The following is a 17410-nucleotide window of genomic DNA, read 5'->3' as shown; positions in this document are numbered from 1 at the left end:
TCTTGACCGGTGATGCCGGTAATGAGGGCGCGTTTAGCTTCAGTCATCAGTAATTTACCTAATCGGAAAGAATAAAGACCATGGCACGGTCTGACTGCTTATAGCACACTTTAGTCACTGGGGACAAGTTTGGCGATAGTTATCGGCACAGTCACGGCAAAATCCCCTAAACCTGAATTGAGGTTTGGCAGTCCCCTTAAACCTCAATCCTTCCCCGTCTCTGGGGTTGCCCCACTCTTGTCCGGAAAACTCTTGCAACAAATAGCACAAATCTGTTATGATGGTTTGTCTGTGTCCCGATTAACCATACCAGTATTGAGAACAAGAAACGACTGTGGCTAATACAAAGTCTGCACTCAAACGAGTCCAAATCTCCGAAAGAAATCGTCTACGCAACAAAGCGTACAAGTCAGCCGTAAGAACCCTGATCAAAAAATGTCTTGTCGCTGTCTCGGCCTACGGAGCCAACCCCAGCCCAGAAGGGCTAGAAAGCGCCCAACAAGCTCTATCGGAAGCTTACAGTAAAATCGATAAAGCCGTCAAGCGCAACGTCTTGCACCGGAACAACGGCGCTAGAAAAAAAGCTGGTTTAGCCAAAGCCTTGCAAAAAGTTAGCCAAGCTTCCTAAGAAACAAGTAAGCTGTAATCAGGACAGACGCAACAAGCGATCGGGGGTCGATGCAATTAATAGATACGCACGTTCATCTGAACTTTGACGTTTTGCAAGCCGACTTGCCCGCTATCTCCGAACGTTGGCGAAGTGTGGGAGTCGTTCATCTGGTTCATTCCTGTGTCGAACCAGAAGAGTTTGCGGCGATTAAAGCCATTGCCGATCAATTTGAGGAAATTTCCTTCGCCGTCGGTTTACATCCCCTAGATGCCCAAAAATGGCGAGATAATAGTGCCGATCAGATCGAATCCCTAGCCCGATCTGATCGGCGCGTCGTGGCGATCGGGGAAATGGGTTTAGACTTCTATAAAGCGGATAATCAAGAGCAGCAAAAACAGGTCTTTTGGACGCAATTAGAAATCGCCCATCGTCTCGATAAACCCGTGATTATCCATTGTCGAGATGCGGCCCCGGTCATGCGGGAGGAAATCATCGCCTTTCGGCAACAAGTGGGCAAAATTCGCGGCGTGATGCACTGCTGGACGGGCAACCCCGAAGAAACTCAATGGTTTTTAGACTTGGGTTTTTACATCAGCTTTAGCGGCATTGTCACCTTCAAAAACAGTAAAACCGTGCAAGCTGCCGCCCAAATTGTCCCCAGCGATCGCCTACTGATCGAAACCGATTGCCCCTTTCTCTCCCCCAATCCCCACCGCGGTAAACCCTGTGAACCCTCTTTCGTCTTCCATGTGGCCGAAACCGTCGCCCGTCTGCGCGGCTATCCGGTCGAAACCCTAGCCGAACAAACCACCCACAACGCCCGCAACTTATTTCAACTCCCCAGTTAAAAAACATAGTTTATTAGCACAGAGCAGGGAATGGGGAAATGGGGGAATTCAACTAAAACCCTAAAATCCCAACACCCCAAAACCCCATCACCCATCCCCTCACCGCTCACTGATATCCGACCGTCGCTATCGTGTCATCAGCCCTTGTAACCCTATGAACAATCTTACCTTTAATCTCTTACCCGACCTCATCGAAATCCAACACTCCAGTTTTCGGTGGTTTTTGGAAGAAGGACTAATCGAGGAACTGAATAGCTTTTCCCCCATCAGCGACTATACAGGTAAATTAGAACTACATTTCCTCGGCCAGGACTACAGACTCAAAGAACCGAAATACAACGTCGATGAAGCCAAACGACGCGATAGCACCTATTCCGTTCAGATGTACGTTCCCACCCGTTTAATCAACAAAGAAACGGGAGAAAACATCGAACAGGAAGTCTTTATCGGCGATTTACCCCTGATGACCGAACGGGGAACCTTTATCATTAACGGTGCCGAACGAGTCATCGTCAATCAGATCGTCCGTTCTCCCGGTGTTTACTACAAAGCCGAAATCGACAAAAACGGTCGCCGCACCTACTCCGCTTCCCTGATTCCCAACCGAGGAGCTTGGTTAAAATTTGAAACCGACAAAAACGGCTTAGTCTGGGTCAGAATCGACAAAACCCGCAAATTATCCGCCCAAGTTCTTCTGAAAGCGATCGGATTGAGCGATAACGAAATCTTTGACTCCCTACGCCATCCCGAATTTTACCAAAAAACCCTCGACAAAGAAGGCAATCCCAGCGAAGAAGAGGCACTCCTCGACCTGTACCGCAAACTACGCCCCGGGGAACCTCCCACCGTCACCGGCGGGCAACAACTGCTCGAATCGCGCTTTTTTGACAATAAACGCTACGATCTCGGGCGCGTTGGTCGTTATAAACTCAACAAAAAACTACGCCTCAACGTCCCCGATAACCAGCGCGTTCTCACCACCACCGACATCTTAGCGGCGATCGACTACCTAATTAACCTAGAATTTGACATCGGCAACACCGACGATATCGACCACCTCGGCAACCGTCGCGTCCGTTCCGTGGGTGAACTGCTACAAAACCAAGTGCGAGTAGGTTTAAACCGCTTAGAAAGAATCATTCGGGAACGGATGACCGTCAGCGAATCCCAAAACCTCACCCCCGCTTCCCTAGTCAACCCGAAACCCCTAGTAGCCGCGATTAAAGAATTCTTTGGTTCCTCGCAACTCTCCCAGTTCATGGATCAAACCAACCCCCTAGCGGAATTGACCCATAAACGCCGCATTTCCGCCCTTGGACCCGGCGGTCTCACCAGGGAACGGGCCGGTTTTGCCGTGCGCGACATTCACCCCTCCCACCACGGTCGCATCTGTCCCGTGGAAACCCCAGAAGGCCCCAACGCCGGTTTAATCGGTTCCCTGGCCACCTACGCTCGCGTCAACGACTACGGTTTTATTGAAACCCCCTGTTATGTGGTGGAAAATGGCCGAGTACGCTATGATCTCCCCGTTAAATACCTAACCGCCGACGAAGAAGACGATCTGCGGGTAGCGCCGGGAGATGTGGCCACCGATGAAAATGGTTATATCCTCGGCGAAACTATCCCAGTGCGCTATCGGCAGGAATTCTCCACCACTTCCCCCGAACAAGTGGACTACGTTTGCGTTTCCCCCGTCCAAATTGTCTCGGTGGCCACTTCCCTGATTCCCTTCCTTGAACACGACGACGCTAACCGCGCCCTCATGGGTTCTAATATGCAACGACAAGCGGTTCCCCTGCTGCGTCCCGAACGTCCCCTTGTGGGGACCGGATTGGAAGCACAGGCCGCTCGCGACTCCGGCATGGTCATCGTTTCGCGTACCAATGGGGTCGTTTCCTACGTCGATGCTAACCGGATTCGCATCAAAGTGGCGGATGAAGACAAAGAGATTTTTGGTAAGAGCGAGATCGAGTACGAAATTCAGAAATATCAACGCTCTAACCAAGATACCTGCCTAAATCAGCGTCCTTTAGTCTATCAAGGGGAACAGGTTGTCCCCGGGCAGATCCTCGCCGATGGTTCCGCCACCGAAGGAGGAGAAATCGCCCTCGGACAGAATATCCTCGTCGCCTATATGCCCTGGGAAGGCTATAACTACGAAGACGCAATTTTAATCAGTGAAAGACTGGTGGCACAAGATGTCTATACCAGTATCCACATCGAAAAATACGAAATCGAAGCCCGTCAAACTAAACTTGGACCGGAGGAAATCACCAGGGAAATTCCCAACGTCGGTGAAGATGCCCTGCGAAACCTCGATGAACGCGGCATTATTCGCGTCGGTGCCTGGGTAGAAGCCAGCGATATCCTCGTCGGGAAAGTCACCCCGAAAGGCGAATCAGACCAACCTCCTGAAGAAAAACTACTGCGGGCAATTTTCGGCGAAAAGGCACGGGATGTACGCGATAACTCCCTACGCGTCCCCAACGGCGAAAAAGGTCGGGTAGTAGATGTGCGGGTATTTACCCGCGAACAGGGGGATGAATTACCCCCCGGGGCTAATATGGTGGTGCGGGTCTACGTTGCCCAAAAACGCAAAATCCAAGTGGGCGATAAAATGGCGGGTCGTCACGGCAATAAAGGGATTATTTCTCGGATTCTGCCCCTAGAAGATATGCCCTACCTACCCGATGGTCGCCCCGTCGATATCGTTCTCAATCCCCTAGGGGTTCCCAGTCGCATGAACGTCGGTCAGGTGTTTGAATGTTTACTGGGTTGGGCCGGCGAAAATCTGGGCGTGCGCTTTAAGATTACTCCCTTTGACGAAATGTATGGGGAAGAAGCCAGCCGTTTAACCGTCCACGGATTGCTCGAAAATGCCTCGAAAAAACCTAATCGCGATTGGGTGTTCAAAGAAGAACACGCGGGTAAAGTCACCGTCTACGATGGTCGCACCGGCGAACCCTTTGACCGTCCCGTTACCGTCGGTATGGCCTATATGTTAAAACTGGTTCACCTAGTTGATGATAAGATTCACGCCCGTTCTACCGGTCCCTACTCCTTGGTTACTCAGCAACCCTTGGGCGGTAAAGCTCAACAGGGGGGGCAGCGTTTCGGAGAAATGGAAGTCTGGGCCCTGGAGGCCTACGGGGCGGCCTATACCTTGCAGGAATTGCTAACGGTGAAATCCGACGATATGCAAGGACGGAATGAGGCTTTAAATGCGATCGTAAAAGGCAAGCCGATCCCCCGCCCGGGTACGCCAGAATCCTTTAAGGTTTTGATGCGAGAATTGCAATCCCTCGGCCTCGATATCGCCGTTCACAAGGTGGAAAATGCCCCCGATGGTACTTCCCGCGATGTGGAGGTGGATCTGATGGTCGATGTCGGCCGTCGCGCCCCCTCTCGCCCCACCTACGAATCCTTAACCACGGAAGACCTTGAAGAAGAAGAATCGGAAGTGTAATTTCAGTTATCAGTTATCAGTTATCAGTGAGAAGTCAGGAGTCAGGAGTCAGTCCCGATGAAAAAATTTTCACCCCCACAGATGAAAGAGGTTTCTTTCCCCACACCCCACACCCCACACCCTACACCCTCTTTCCAGTCAGGAGACAGGAGAGAATTTTCAAGGAAAAAGCCAAAAAAAAGGACAGTAAAGTAAAAATTTGCCTATTCCCCGTTCCCTATTCCCTGTTTCCTGTTCCCTTTTCTAACTGATAGCTGAATGCTGAATGCTGATAGCTAATAGCTGTTTACTTGTTACCCGGATCGAGATGTTTTATAACCAAACTGTTGACAAAGGAAAACTAAAAAAACTGATCGCTTGGGCCTATCAAAACTACGGTTCGGCGCGCTGTTCACAAATGGCCGATGAATTGAAAAACCTCGGTTTTCGTTTCGCTACCAAAGCAGGGGTTTCCATTAGTGTGGATGATTTAACCGTACCGCCGGCTAAACGACAAATGATCGAAAGTGCCGAACAGGAAATCCGGCAAACCGAACAGCGTTATGTGCGCGGGGAAATCACCGAAGTGGAACGCTTCCAAAAAGTAATTGACACTTGGAATAGTACATCTGAATCACTTAAGGATGAAGTAATTCGCAACTTCCAAGTTACCGATCCCCTCAACTCCGTCTATATGATGGCTTTCTCTGGAGCGCGGGGTAATATGAGCCAAGTGCGTCAGTTAGTGGGAATGCGGGGATTAATGGCTAATCCCCAGGGGGAAATTATCGACCTCCCGATTAAGACTAACTTCCGGGAAGGATTGACCGTTACCGAATACGTTATTTCCTCCTACGGGGCCCGCAAAGGTTTAGTTGATACAGCCCTACGGACGGCAGATTCCGGTTATCTGACCCGTCGTCTCGTCGATGTGTCCCAAGATGTCATCGTCCGCGAGGCCGATTGTGGCACCAATCGTTACATCGAATTAACCGCCATGACCGATGGCGATCGCGTGTTAATTCCCTTAAGCGATCGCCTATTAGGTCGTTCCCTGGCTGAAGATGTGGTGGTCAATGGAGAAGTGATCGCCACCCGCAACCAGATTATCGATGATGAAACGGCGGAAAAACTGGGCAAACTGGTGGATAAAATCAAAGTCCGCAGCCCCTTAACCTGTGAAGCAGCCCGCTCGGTTTGCCAAACCTGTTACGGTTGGAGTCTGGCCCACGGTCATCCGGTAGATATGGGGGAAGCAGTGGGAATTATTGCCGCCCAATCGATCGGGGAACCGGGGACTCAGTTAACCATGCGTACCTTCCACACCGGGGGCGTATTTACCGGAGAAGTAGCCCGGCAAGTGCGAAGTCCCTTCGAGGGAACCGTGCGTTTTCTGCCGGGGTTAAGTATCCGTAACGTGCGAACTCGCCACGGAGATGAACGGGATCAGGTGGAGGCACCGGGGGAAATTAAATTAACACCCAAGGATAAAACTAAAGAAACTGTCACCTACTCTTTGACTCCTGGTTCACTGCTATTCGTCACCGATGGGGCAACAGTAAGCGAGGAACAGTTACTAGCGGAAATTACCTCCGATAAAGTCCAAAAATCCACGGAAAAAGCCACAAAAGACGTAACCAGTGACTTAGCCGGCGAGGTGCTATTCTCCCAATTAGTCCCAGAGGAAAAAACCGATCGCCAAGGCAACACCACCCGCATCGCCCAACGGGGGGGATTACTATGGATTCTCTCCGGAGAAGTGTATAACTTGCCAACCGGGGCTGAACCCGTGGTCAGTAACGGCGATAAAGTACAAGTGGGGGATGTTCTGGCGGAAACTAAGTTGGTATCCACTAACGGCGGTTTGGTGCGTTTAGCCCCCAATAGCCGGGAAATCGATATCGTCACCGCTTCCGTGTCCTTGGATCAGGCCGAAGTAAAAGTGGAAAGTAGTGCCGGTCGGGAACAATTTATTATTCATACGGTCGATGGTCAACGCTTCCTGCTGAAAACCACTCCGGGGACAAAAGTACAGAATCATGCCATTGTCGCCGAGTTAATCGATGATCGCTATCAAACCCACACCGGCGGGATGATTAAATACGTCGATATCGAAGTCGCCAAAGGCAGCCGCAAACAGGGTTATGAAATCACCAAAGGCGGCACGATCCTCTGGATCCCCGAAGAAACCCACGAAGTTAATAAAGATATCTCCCTCTTACAGGTGGAAGATGGGCAGTATGTGGAAGCAGGGGAAGAAGTGGTTAAAGACATCTTCTGTAACTCTAGCGGTGTGGTGGAAGTCATCCAGAAAAATGACATCCTCCGGGAGATCATTGTCAAACCGGGGCTGTTATTTATGGATCTCGAACCGGAATCCTCCGGAATTGCCCAAGAACAGTTAATTTACCCCGGGACACAGTTAACCCCTGAAGTCACGATCGAGGAGTTACGGCAAGCGGAATGGGTGGAAACTAACGAGGGTTTGGGGTTACTACTGCGACCGGTACAGGAGTTCACCGTGCAAGACCAATCCACTTCTCCCACCCAAGGTTCCGCTAACCAAGAAGGAGGACGACATATCGAACTGCGATCGGTGCAGCGCATCTTCTTTAAAGACGGGGAAAGAGTTAAATCCGTCGAGGGTTGTCAACTGATCAGCACTCAATTAGTCCTAGAAATTTCTAGCGAAGAACCAGAATCGGTCTCCCATCTGACGGCCGATATCGAGTTAGAACCGATTGAGGACAGCGATTGTCAGCGTTTACAGTTAGTTATTCTGGAATCTCTGGTGATGCGTCGGGATAGTGATGGTGATCCTTTAGGGGGTAATATTCAGACTCGCGTTCTCGTCCAAGATGGCGATGAAATTCCACCAGGAGCAGTGGTGGCCAGAACCGAGATCCAGTGTAAGGAAGTTGGAGAAATTCGCGGGATTCGCAAGGGTAGCGAAGCGGTGCGCCGTCTTTTAATTGTGAGTGACCGTGACGAGTTTACTCTCCCGTTCGCCGTTGCTCCCACCGTCAAAGCTGGGGATCTGGTGATCGCCGAAACCGATATCGGTGCCGGAGTTTTAGCCCCCAATTCCGGTCAAGTGCTGGCCGTTGACAAAACCGCCACCGGCTACGAGATACGTCTGCGTAGCGCCCGACCCTACCGAGTATCGGCTGGGGCAATTCTGCACATCGATGAGGGAGATCTAGTCCAACGGGGCGATAATTTGGTGCTGTTGGTGTTTGAGCGCTCGAAAACTGGGGATATCATTCAAGGTTTACCCAGAATCGAAGAACTGCTCGAAGCGCGTAAGCCGAAAGAGGCTTGTGTCCTGGCACGCAAACCGGGATTTTGCCAAGTGGAGTACCAAGATTCTGAGATCGTCGATATTAAGGTGGTCGAGGATGACGGCACAATCAGTGAATATCCGCTTTTAGGCAGTCAAAACCCTCTGGTGAGCGATAATCAGCGCATCGATGTGGGTCAGGCGTTAACCGATGGTCAGGCTAATCCGCACGAGATTTTAGAGGTGTTCTTTAATTATTATGTGGATAGCTTGGGCAGTTACGAAGCAGCCCTGAAAGCCTTGGAAAAAACCCAGATGTTCCTCGTCGATCAGGTACAGTCGGTCTATCAGTCCCAGGGGATCGATATTGCCGATAAACATATTGAAGTGATCGTGCGTCAGATGACCTCTAAGGTGCGAATCGATGACGGCGGCGATACCAGTATGTTACCCGGGGAATTGTTGGAACTGCGACAGGTGGAGACGGTAAACGAAGCCATGTCAATCACTGGTGGGGCGGCGGCTAAATATACGCCTGTACTACTGGGAATCACCAAAGCCTCCTTGAATACCGATAGCTTTATCAGTGCTGCCTCTTTCCAAGAAACCACCCGCGTCCTCACCGAAGCGGCGATCGAAGGCAAGTCCGACTGGTTACGCGGTCTCAAGGAAAACGTGATTATCGGTCGTCTGATTCCGGCGGGTACTGGCTTCAATTCCCACGAAAACACGGCGGGGATCAGCGATTACACCCCCCCGGAAGAGGAATATAACTACAACAATCGTAGCTATTACGCTGCCCCCGGCGGTATCGGCTTCCCCCCCCGTCCCGGTTTCGGCGATAGTAGTGACGATAGCGATATGATTCTTGACGATCAAACCGCTCGCGCCTACGCTGAGGGTGATGTGGTCGATTTAGAGGATGATGAAATGGCTTTCCTCTCCTCCCGCGGCAGCAGTCGCTTTAGTCGCCAACCAATCAGCGATCGCTGGTCAGCAGCTGATGAGGAAGGGGAGGAGGACGATTTCGAGGAGGATTACGAAGAAGAAGAATAATCCTCTGTCGAGATATTACAAGGAGGAGTGGGAGATATGGGGAAGCAAGGGCAATTTTTCTAGAGAAAAACCCTTGTTATCCGAATAAATCTAAAAACCTTGTTGGATAAGAATTTTAGACTTTTTTCCCATCAAAAAGTGCCAGACCTTGGGGTGATCGGGGGGGAAATTTAGGCACTTTTTCCCTGAAAATTAGATAATTGACCCCCTGAAAATCGGTAAAACCCTACACCCCACACCCCACACCCCACACCCTACCCCCACGAAAAACTTTTTGCCGCAAACCCTAAGTAGCCTATACTCAACGGATTTAGTATCACCTGAGTTTGGGAATAAAAGAAGGAAGCCTTTTTTGTCAACCGGAAAGGAGACAAAGTTAAGATTTTAAGAATTTTCTCTCAAGTCGGGATGACAGGATTTGAACCTGCGGCATCCTGCTCCCAAAGCAGGCGCGCTACCAAGCTGCGCTACATCCCGAAATAAACTCCTTTTTTAGTATAGCCTAAGGGCGGCATTCTTAATCGGGATACCAAAACATCCCTTTGATACCTTCGGGATCGAGAACAAAACCGAGACGACGATAGAAATCCACCACCTGCGGATCGGCGAAAAGAGTTATATTACTGATATCCTCACCCCGCAACTTCCTGATCATAAATTTCATTAATGCTTTACCAAAGCCTTTACTTTGATAGTGAGGATGAACAACCACATCCCAGACTGTAGCATTAAAAGCGTGATCGGAAGTGGCACGAGCAAAACCCACTAAACGACGGCGATTACCTCGCACTTCCCACATCGACACCACTAAAAAACTACATTCGATCGCCTTTTTAACTTTGCGTAAAGGACGACGGGCCCAACCCACCGAGTCACAAAGTTCTTCTAACTCATAGAGATCTAGCTCTCGATCGGTACTAAAAAACACTCGCGTCTGTCCGAGGTCATTCTGGGCAACCTCTACCAAGTCTCCGGAATAGTCAGGAGATGCAGTGACTTCCGAGCTATTAAACAATCTTTTCCAAAAAACCATGCCGGGGGGCTACTGCCTCAATATTGTCCTTTTAGCCTAGTATATTTTATTTTCTCCTCTCTACGAACAATCGGGCAACCTGAGTCCAAATTTGATTGGTTGAGTACGGAGAGGGTGGGATTTGAACCCACGAACCATTGCTGGTTACTCGATTTCAAGTCGAGCGCGATCGACCACTCTGCCACCTCTCCAAGGCAGTCAGACCTATATCCTATCATTAGATCTCTTGCATAAATAAAAAAATTTTCCGCAAATGTAGGGAAAAGGGGTGCATATTATAAGGTTAAAGGTTAAAATTTCCCCTTTACCCGACTTCTGCAAGAAGTCTATTCTAGTCAATTAGAGGCGTGATTAGGGGTTTCCGAGCCAGATTTTGGGGAGGCCTATCGGCCGGGCCAATTCCCCTCACCACCCCCGCCGGGATGACCGACTTATTCCTTTAATTTCTGTAATTTTCGGCTTTCACGGGGGAAAACTCAAATTAGAATGGGGGGGAATACCTTGAAATCGCTCTTTTGACGTATAATCACCTCAATAAAATTTAGAAGCTTCTAGAGTTTATAGTTTTAAGCCTTTCTGTGAGGAAAATGTATTTATTATGAGTTCAATTATTGAAATCGGCGACCAAAAAGTTAGCGAGTCAGAGGTATTGCCTCTTTTGGCAAAATATGGTATGTTGCCCCAGTTATTCCGGGAAGTAATTATCGAGCAAGCGATCGCCAATATCAGATGCAATCCCGAAGAAAGAAACGCCGCCTATTCCCGTTTCTATCAAAATAATCAAATTGCCAACGATGAACAAATGAAATCTTGGTTACAACAAAACGGAATGGATTCCGAACAACTAGAATATCTAATTCTTCGGGACATTAAATTGGAAAAATTTAAACAGGAGACTTGGGATAACAAAGTAGAATCCTACTTCTTGCAAGTCAAAAATCAGTTGGATAAGGTGGTTTATTCGCTGATTCGGACAAAAAATATCGGCATTGCCCAAGAACTATTTTTCCGGATACAGGATCGAGAGAATAGCTTCGCTGAACTAGCAAAAAAATACTCCCAAGGGGCAGAAGCAGAAACCGGAGGACTAATTGGACCTGTGGAACTGAGCGCCCCCCATCCCCAGATCGGGCAAATTCTCAAAGCAAGTAAACCGGGGCAACTGTGGCCGCCGGCGCAAGTGGGAGAATGGGTCATAATTGTCCGGTTAGAAAAATACTTATCCTGTGAACTGGATCCTCCCACCCGTCAACGCTTACGCAATGATTTATTCCAACAATGGTTAACGGCTCAAATGCAAACAGTGAAATTTATCTCCGCGTCAAACCCAGTCAATAGCGAGCAGGTATCGATTATATAGCATTTCCTTGCAACACTGGGTAAACCTAGCCTTTTCGCCTAATTATTTGCCAACTTAGTTAATTTTCGCCTAGCTAATGAGTTATACCACCTTAGATTTTACCGCCTTTCTGGAGACTGTACAGCCCTTTGATCGCCTGCCCGTCGAGGTTAGACGTTCCCTCGGCCAGAAATTACAACCCTTTCGCTATGAGATGGGCAATGCGATACTCAAGTGCGACCGCTTACCCTCTCACCTCGTCCTTCTCTACGAGGGAGAGGCCAGACTTTTGGGTTACGATGCTAGGGTTAACAATCCCCTACCAGTTACTTTGGCTAAATTACAGCCGGGGGATTTATTCGGGTGGATGAGTCTTCTGCGCGGTACCCCCTGTGAAACGGTTATCGCTTCTTCGGAAGTCACGATCTGTTTAACCTTAAAAGAAGAGGATTTTTGGTATTTAATCAATAATTACCCCGAATTTAAGGAACATTTCTTTAAAGAAACCTCGATCGCTGAAGTTTATGCTCTCCTAGGCTCCTATCTTAATCAACAGGCCTGGGGTGGGGGGGACCTGAAAGAAATTGCTCAAGCTCTTGTAAACAAAGCTTGTGTGTCCTACAACCAGATTAACGATGATTATCTCTGGTTAGTCAGCGAAAATACCGATAATTATCCTATCGGCACAGTTATCACCCAGAATAATCCGACTAACACCCGTTTATTAGGTCTTTCCTCCAATCAGTTAGACGAATTCCTGACAGTTGCCACCGAAGCGGCCGCAGAAACAGAAACGGATGATATCCTAGAAACCCAAGTCATCAAAGGAAATAAACCCACCCAGGTATTAGATATCCCCCAGGGAAAAATAAGCGACATCACCAGCGATATCGACCTTGAAAAAACTGTCGAGAAAAACCGGAAATCCTATCCCTTTTTCAGGGGAAAAACGGAACTAGAGGCGGTGAGTGCCTGTTTTCAGATGATCTGCAAATATTTTAATATCCCCTTTCGCAAGGACGTGATCCAACGCATACTAGGGGATCAACTGCAAAGAACTGGCAGCCTTTCCCTGCCCCTGTGTGGGGCTGTGGCTGAGGTAGTGGGACTCCATAGCCAATTAGTACCCCTAAATGCTACTTCCTTGCCCAATATCAATCCTCCTGCCCTAATTCGCTGGCAAGACAGCATCGTTATCCTCTACGAAATTAATCAACGGGAAACCACGATCGCCGTTCCCGAACGGGGGATAATTAAACGCAAAACCAGCGAATTTCTGGAATCTTGGGGCGAAAAAGGGGAAGTAATTCTGCTCAAACCCACCAAACACACCCAGCAACAGCGTTTTGGCCTATCATGGTTTTGGCCTTCTGTCAAGAAACATAAACGAGTCTTAATAGAAGTTTTTATCGCTTCTTTCTTCGTGCAGTTATTTGCCCTGGCCAATCCCTTGATGATTCAGGTGATCATCGATAAAGTGATCGTGCAGAATAGCCCAGAAACCCTGAATACCCTCGGGGTTTTCCTGTTGGTAATTGCCGTTTTTGAGGGAATTTTAACCTTTTTGAGAACATCCCTGTTTGTCGATACCACTAACCGCATCGACATGACCCTTGGTTCAGAAATTATCGATCACCTGCTGCGCTTACCCCTGAAATACTTTGAACGGCGGCCGGTGGGGGAAATTTCGACAAGAATCAACGAATTAGAGAATATTCGGCAATTTTTAACAGGTACAGCCCTAACGGTGGTATTAGATGCCATTTTCTCGGTTATCTACATCGTGGTTATGTTGATCTATAGCCCGATTCTAACCGTTTGGGCCCTGGGAGTCGTGCCGATTTTAGTTCTCTCCACAGCTATTTTCGCACCGATCGTGCGGCGACAACTGCGAGCAAAAGCCGAACGAAATGCCGAAACCCAATCCTATCTAGTGGAGGTAATGACGGGAATTCAAACGGTGAAAGCACAGAATATCGAATTGCGTTCCCGTTGGCAGTGGCAAGAACGTTATGCGCGCTATGTGGCCGAAGGTTTTCAAACGGTAATGACCTCAACTTTGGCTGGTTCCTTTAGTCACTTCTTTAACCAATTATCGGGTTTATTAGTGCTGTGGGTGGGAGCGGCCTTAGTTTTGGACCAAAAACTCACCCTTGGTCAATTAATCGCCTTCCGGATTATCGCTTCCTACGTTACCTCGCCGATTCTGCGTTTGACCCAACTCTGGCAAAACTTCCAAGAAACCGGCTTATCCCTGGAAAGATTAGCCGATATCGTCGATACTCCCCAAGAAGCGGAACTTGATCGCCAAAATATACCCATGCCCTTAATTAAAGGCCATGTCACCTACGAAAACCTCGCTTTCCGCTTCAATCCCCACGGCGCCCTGCAACTATACAACGTCAATTTAGAATTCCCCGCCGGCACCTTTGTCGCTTTGGTGGGAGAAAGTGGCGCCGGAAAAAGTACCGTCACTAAATTGTTAGCCCGTCTCTATGAACCAGAATCGGGACGGATTCTCATTGATGGCTACGATATTAACAAAGTGGAACTCTATTCCCTGCGTCGTCAAATCGGCATGGTTCCCCAAGAAACCCTATTATTTGACGGTACGGTACAGGAAAATATCGCCCTGACTAACCCCGATGCTACTGTGGAGGAAATTGTCTCGGCAGCGAAAACAGCGGCGGCCCACGAATTTATTATGACCCTGCCCAATGGCTATAATACCCGTGTCGGTGAACGGGGAGCATCCCTATCGGGGGGACAACGACAACGGGTTGCGATCGCTCGTTCCGTCCTGCAAAGACCGCAAATTCTCATTCTTGATGAGGCCACCAGCGCCCTCGACTATAATACCGAACGGCAAGTGTGTCTGAATCTCAAAGAAGCTTTCAAGGATCATACGGTCTTTTTTATCACCCATCGTCTAGCTTCGATCAAATCCGCCGATATTATTGTCATGATGGATAAAGGGACAGTAGCGGAGGAAGGCACCCACGAGGAATTAATGGCGAAAAAAGGCCTTTACTATACCCTCTATAAACAACAGGATTCGCAAATCTAGTCAGTCGGGAGACAGGGATTAGGGGATAGGGAAATGGGGAAATGGGGAAATGGGGAAATGGGGAAGTTTCAACTAATACCCCAAAACCCCCCGCAACGCGCACGCAGTGACCACCCCACACCCTACACCCTACACCCCACACCCTACACCCACGAAAAACTTTTTCAGCAAACCCTAAATATAGGAGAATCCCCATGAACGATAATTCTAACAACGGTCAAAACGGCAACGGCAACGGCAACGGTAAAAGCGATGAACTGACCCAAGCGGGCAAAAACGTGGCCACTACCACGAAAAATAAAAGTATTACCCCTTCCTTACCCACTTTCAGCCCACCGGAACAATCGGTGATCCTGAAACAATCGCCCATTTGGTCGCGGACGATTATCTGGACATTAATGAGTGTCACCACTGCCGCTTTAATTTGGTCAGCATTCGCCAAAATCGAGCAGGTGGTGGGTGCCCAAGGACAACTTAAACCCCAGGGCAAAGTGCAAGAAGTACAAGCACCGGTGAATGGGGTAGTACAGGAAGTTAAAGTTAAAGACGGCGATCGAGTTAACAAAGGTGATTTACTGGTTTTAATGGATTCCAGTGCCTCGAAAGTGCAGTTAGAATCCTTGGCAAAAATTCGCGCCACTGCCGAGAAGGAAAATCAATTCTATCGTCTCTTAATGGCGCAGGATTTGACACCGGCACAAGTGGAGAGTTCGATCGCTCAATTAAAATTACCGAGTGAAATCGCCGATTTAGCCCGTAATCGTGCCGTTTTAGTGGCAGAAAATCAACTTTATCAAGCACAGGTCAGTGGAGCTGCTTCTAGCTCTGCTTTACAAGGGGATGAGTTAGCCCGTCTAGCGGCTGCCCGACGGGAGTCCAATTCTCGACAAGCGGCCGCTAGATTGGAAATGGAACAATTAGAAAAACAATTAGCCCAAACCACGGTACAGTTGGCCGATGCCCGCTCGCAATTAATCAATGATCGTTTCGTCTTAGAAGAAATTAAGACTCGTAATGCCAATTCGATGAAGCAGGGCCAAGAAAGCTTGGATATCGAGCGTAATATTCTTAAGGATATTGAACCCTTGGTAGAAGAAGGGGCGGTCGCCCGTTATCAGATCAACAAGCAAAAACAATCGGTAACTGATCGCCAGAATGAATTACAGCAGCAAGAGGCTAACGGCAAAATCGATCGAGAAAAACAAGAGAAAGAAGTACAAACCCGCATCGCCGAAATTTCCCGCCTGGAACAGGAAGAAAAGCGTTATTTCCTGTTGATCTCCCAAGCGCGAGAAAAGCTGATTAATACCACGGTAATCACGGAAAAAGATGTGCGCGATAAAATGGCGGACAATTACAAACGGATCGCTGAAATCGATAGTCAGATCAGTCGCGTTATCATTGATAATAACAAGCGCATTGCTGAGTTAGATAGTGAAATTAGTCAAGCACAACAGACGATTAAATATCAAAAAATTACCGCCCCGATTGATGGTGTGGTCTTCGATCTCAAGGCCCGGCCCGGGTTTGTTCCCCAACCAAGTCAAGCGGAAGCATTATTAAAACTTGTTCCCGATGGCTGTCCCACTGAGGTGAAAGATGCCGCTAAAGGTTGTTTAGTGGCAGAGGTGGACGTGACTAACCAAGACATCGGTTTTGTGCGCGAGGGACAAAAAGCTGATATTCGCATTGATTCCTTTTCTTATAGTGAATACGGCGATATTAAGGGAGAAGTAATCTCGATCGGTTCCGATGCTTTACCTCCCGATGAAAATCACCGTTTTTATCGGTTCCCTGTCCGGGTACGCTTGAACAGTCAAGATTTAGTTTTGAAAGATCAATCCACTCTACCCCTGCAATCGGGGATGTCCGTGAGCGTTAACATCAAAGTCAATGAAAATCGCACCGTTTTGGGACTATTTACCGATATGTTCAATAAACAGGTGGATACTCTCAAACAAGTCCGTTAAGCGAAAAAATTCGGGGGTACATCCTGCCAACGGCCCGAACCGATGGCGTTAATCGCTTCCGAGAGGTTAACTGCACCGGTATAAAGAGCGCGGCCTACGATTACTCCCGTTACTCCTAAAGGTTCCAAAGACAATAAACTCAGTAAGTCTGTCAGGGAACTAATACCCCCGGAGGCGATTACGGGAATTTCGACAGATTCGGCTAATTCTCGCAAAGCGGCGAGATTAGGGCCAGAAAGCGTGCCATCTCGATGAATATCAGTGTATATAATCGTGCTGGCTCCTCTTTTTGCCATATCTTGCCCAAGAGCGATCGCCTCTACCTCGGAAGTTTCTAACCAACCCCGCGTGGCTACTTTGCCATCGCGAGCATCAATACCGACAATTATTTGCCCCGGAAAGCTTTGACAAAGTTCGCTGACTAATTCTGGCTTTTCTACGGCTACTGTCCCTAAAATCGCCTTTTCTACCCCGATTTTTAGGAGATTACTCACCGTTTCTAGATCCCGCAGTCCACCCCCCACCTGTACGGGAATGGCAATATCATTAAGAATTGTTTCAATAGTTGACAAATTAACCGATTTACCCTCTTTGGCTCCATCCAAATCGACTAAATGTAATCTGGTTGCCCCCTGATTGACCCATTCTCGCGCCACTATTGCGGGATTATCGTTAAAAACCTGCGATTGTTGGTAATCTCCCTGATAAAGTCGCACACATTTGCCATCGAGAATATCAATAGCGGGGATAACTTCCATGTTT

9 protein-coding genes and 2 tRNA genes are annotated in these 17410 nt (G+C 48.5%); 7 read left to right on the top strand and 4 right to left on the bottom strand.

The annotated features are described in order from the left end of the window. Positions 1-334: 334 nt before the first annotated feature. The 4 genes from rpsT to LW728_RS02185 all read left to right on the top strand — a co-directional run bounded on the left by rpsT (position 335) and on the right by LW728_RS02185 (position 9239). Complete coding sequence (gene rpsT, locus LW728_RS02200; RefSeq protein ID WP_002737368.1) at positions 335-628, top strand: 30S ribosomal protein S20; 294 nt, start codon at positions 335-337, stop codon at positions 626-628. A 50-nt stretch (positions 629-678) separates the two neighbouring features. Then, complete coding sequence (locus LW728_RS02195; RefSeq protein WP_004268759.1) at positions 679-1458, top strand: TatD family hydrolase; 780 nt, start codon at positions 679-681, stop codon at positions 1456-1458. A 154-nt stretch (positions 1459-1612) separates the two neighbouring features. Beyond that, positions 1613-4924 (top strand): DNA-directed RNA polymerase subunit beta, encoded by a 3312-nt coding sequence (rpoB, locus tag LW728_RS02190; RefSeq protein WP_004268764.1) that lies wholly within the window; start codon positions 1613-1615, stop codon positions 4922-4924. Between the two features lie 307 nt (positions 4925-5231). Further along, the gene (locus LW728_RS02185) at positions 5232-9239 is read left to right on the top strand and encodes a DNA-directed RNA polymerase subunit beta' (RefSeq protein WP_287764960.1); all 4008 of its coding nucleotides are present in this window, start codon (positions 5232-5234) and stop codon (positions 9237-9239) included. A 403-nt stretch (positions 9240-9642) separates the two neighbouring features. On the opposite strand, the gene LW728_RS02180 is transcribed toward LW728_RS02185, so the two are convergent. From LW728_RS02180 to LW728_RS02170, 3 genes are all read right to left on the bottom strand, one after another. Further along, positions 9643-9716: transfer RNA gene (locus LW728_RS02180), tRNA-Pro, on the bottom strand. A gap of 40 nt (positions 9717-9756) precedes the next feature. Further along, a complete protein-coding gene (locus LW728_RS02175; protein ID WP_002736326.1) occupies positions 9757-10272 on the bottom strand; it encodes a GNAT family N-acetyltransferase in 516 nt (171 codons plus the stop codon). 106 nt (positions 10273-10378) lie between these two features. Further along, positions 10379-10463 (bottom strand) — tRNA-Ser (locus LW728_RS02170). Positions 10464-10870: 407 nt separating this feature from the next. Between LW728_RS02170 and LW728_RS02165 the strand changes: the two genes are divergently transcribed. The 3 genes from LW728_RS02165 to LW728_RS02155 all read left to right on the top strand — a co-directional run bounded on the left by LW728_RS02165 (position 10871) and on the right by LW728_RS02155 (position 16648). After that, positions 10871-11632 carry a peptidylprolyl isomerase gene (locus LW728_RS02165; protein ID WP_287668471.1) on the top strand — a complete coding sequence of 254 codons (762 nt, stop codon included), beginning with the start codon at positions 10871-10873 and terminating at the stop codon, positions 11630-11632. 76 nt (positions 11633-11708) lie between these two features. Beyond that, positions 11709-14678, top strand: coding sequence for a peptidase domain-containing ABC transporter (locus tag LW728_RS02160; RefSeq protein ID WP_287668473.1), 2970 nt, complete (start codon positions 11709-11711; stop codon positions 14676-14678). A gap of 194 nt (positions 14679-14872) precedes the next feature. After that, positions 14873-16648: a beta-barrel domain-containing protein gene (locus LW728_RS02155; RefSeq protein WP_287668475.1), complete on the top strand. Its 1776-nt coding sequence runs from the start codon at positions 14873-14875 to the stop codon at positions 16646-16648. Here LW728_RS02155 and hisA read toward each other — a convergent pair. After that, on the bottom strand, positions 16645-17406 hold the full coding sequence (gene hisA / locus LW728_RS02150; RefSeq protein WP_004268779.1) for a 1-(5-phosphoribosyl)-5-[(5-phosphoribosylamino)methylideneamino]imidazole-4-carboxamide isomerase: 762 nt from the start codon (positions 17404-17406) through the stop codon (positions 16645-16647). The genes LW728_RS02155 and hisA overlap by 4 nt on opposite strands. Positions 17407-17410 lie beyond the last annotated feature (4 nt).

The sequence above is a fragment of the Microcystis sp. 49638_E5 genome, from assembly GCF_021300285.1.
In the GTDB taxonomy this organism is placed as follows: domain Bacteria; phylum Cyanobacteriota; class Cyanobacteriia; order Cyanobacteriales; family Microcystaceae; genus Microcystis; species Microcystis aeruginosa_C.
This window is presented reverse-complemented; position numbering and strand designations above follow the sequence as displayed.

Bases quoted from the DNA above. Each gene is read 5' to 3' on its own strand.
- LW728_RS02195 (WP_004268759.1), top strand. From the start codon at position 679: ATGCAATTAATAGATACGCACGTTCATCTGAACTTTGACGTTTTGCAA.
- rpoB (WP_004268764.1), top strand. From the start codon at position 1,613: ATGAACAATCTTACCTTTAATCTCTTACCCGACCTCATCGAAATCCAA.
- LW728_RS02185 (WP_287764960.1), top strand. From the start codon at position 5,232: ATGTTTTATAACCAAACTGTTGACAAAGGAAAACTAAAAAAACTGATC.
- LW728_RS02175 (WP_002736326.1), bottom strand. From the start codon at position 10,272: ATGGTTTTTTGGAAAAGATTGTTTAATAGCTCGGAAGTCACTGCATCT.
- LW728_RS02165 (WP_287668471.1), top strand. From the start codon at position 10,871: ATGAGTTCAATTATTGAAATCGGCGACCAAAAAGTTAGCGAGTCAGAG.
- LW728_RS02160 (WP_287668473.1), top strand. From the start codon at position 11,709: ATGAGTTATACCACCTTAGATTTTACCGCCTTTCTGGAGACTGTACAG.
- LW728_RS02155 (WP_287668475.1), top strand. From the start codon at position 14,873: ATGAACGATAATTCTAACAACGGTCAAAACGGCAACGGCAACGGCAAC.
- hisA (WP_004268779.1), bottom strand. From the start codon at position 17,406: ATGGAAGTTATCCCCGCTATTGATATTCTCGATGGCAAATGTGTGCGA.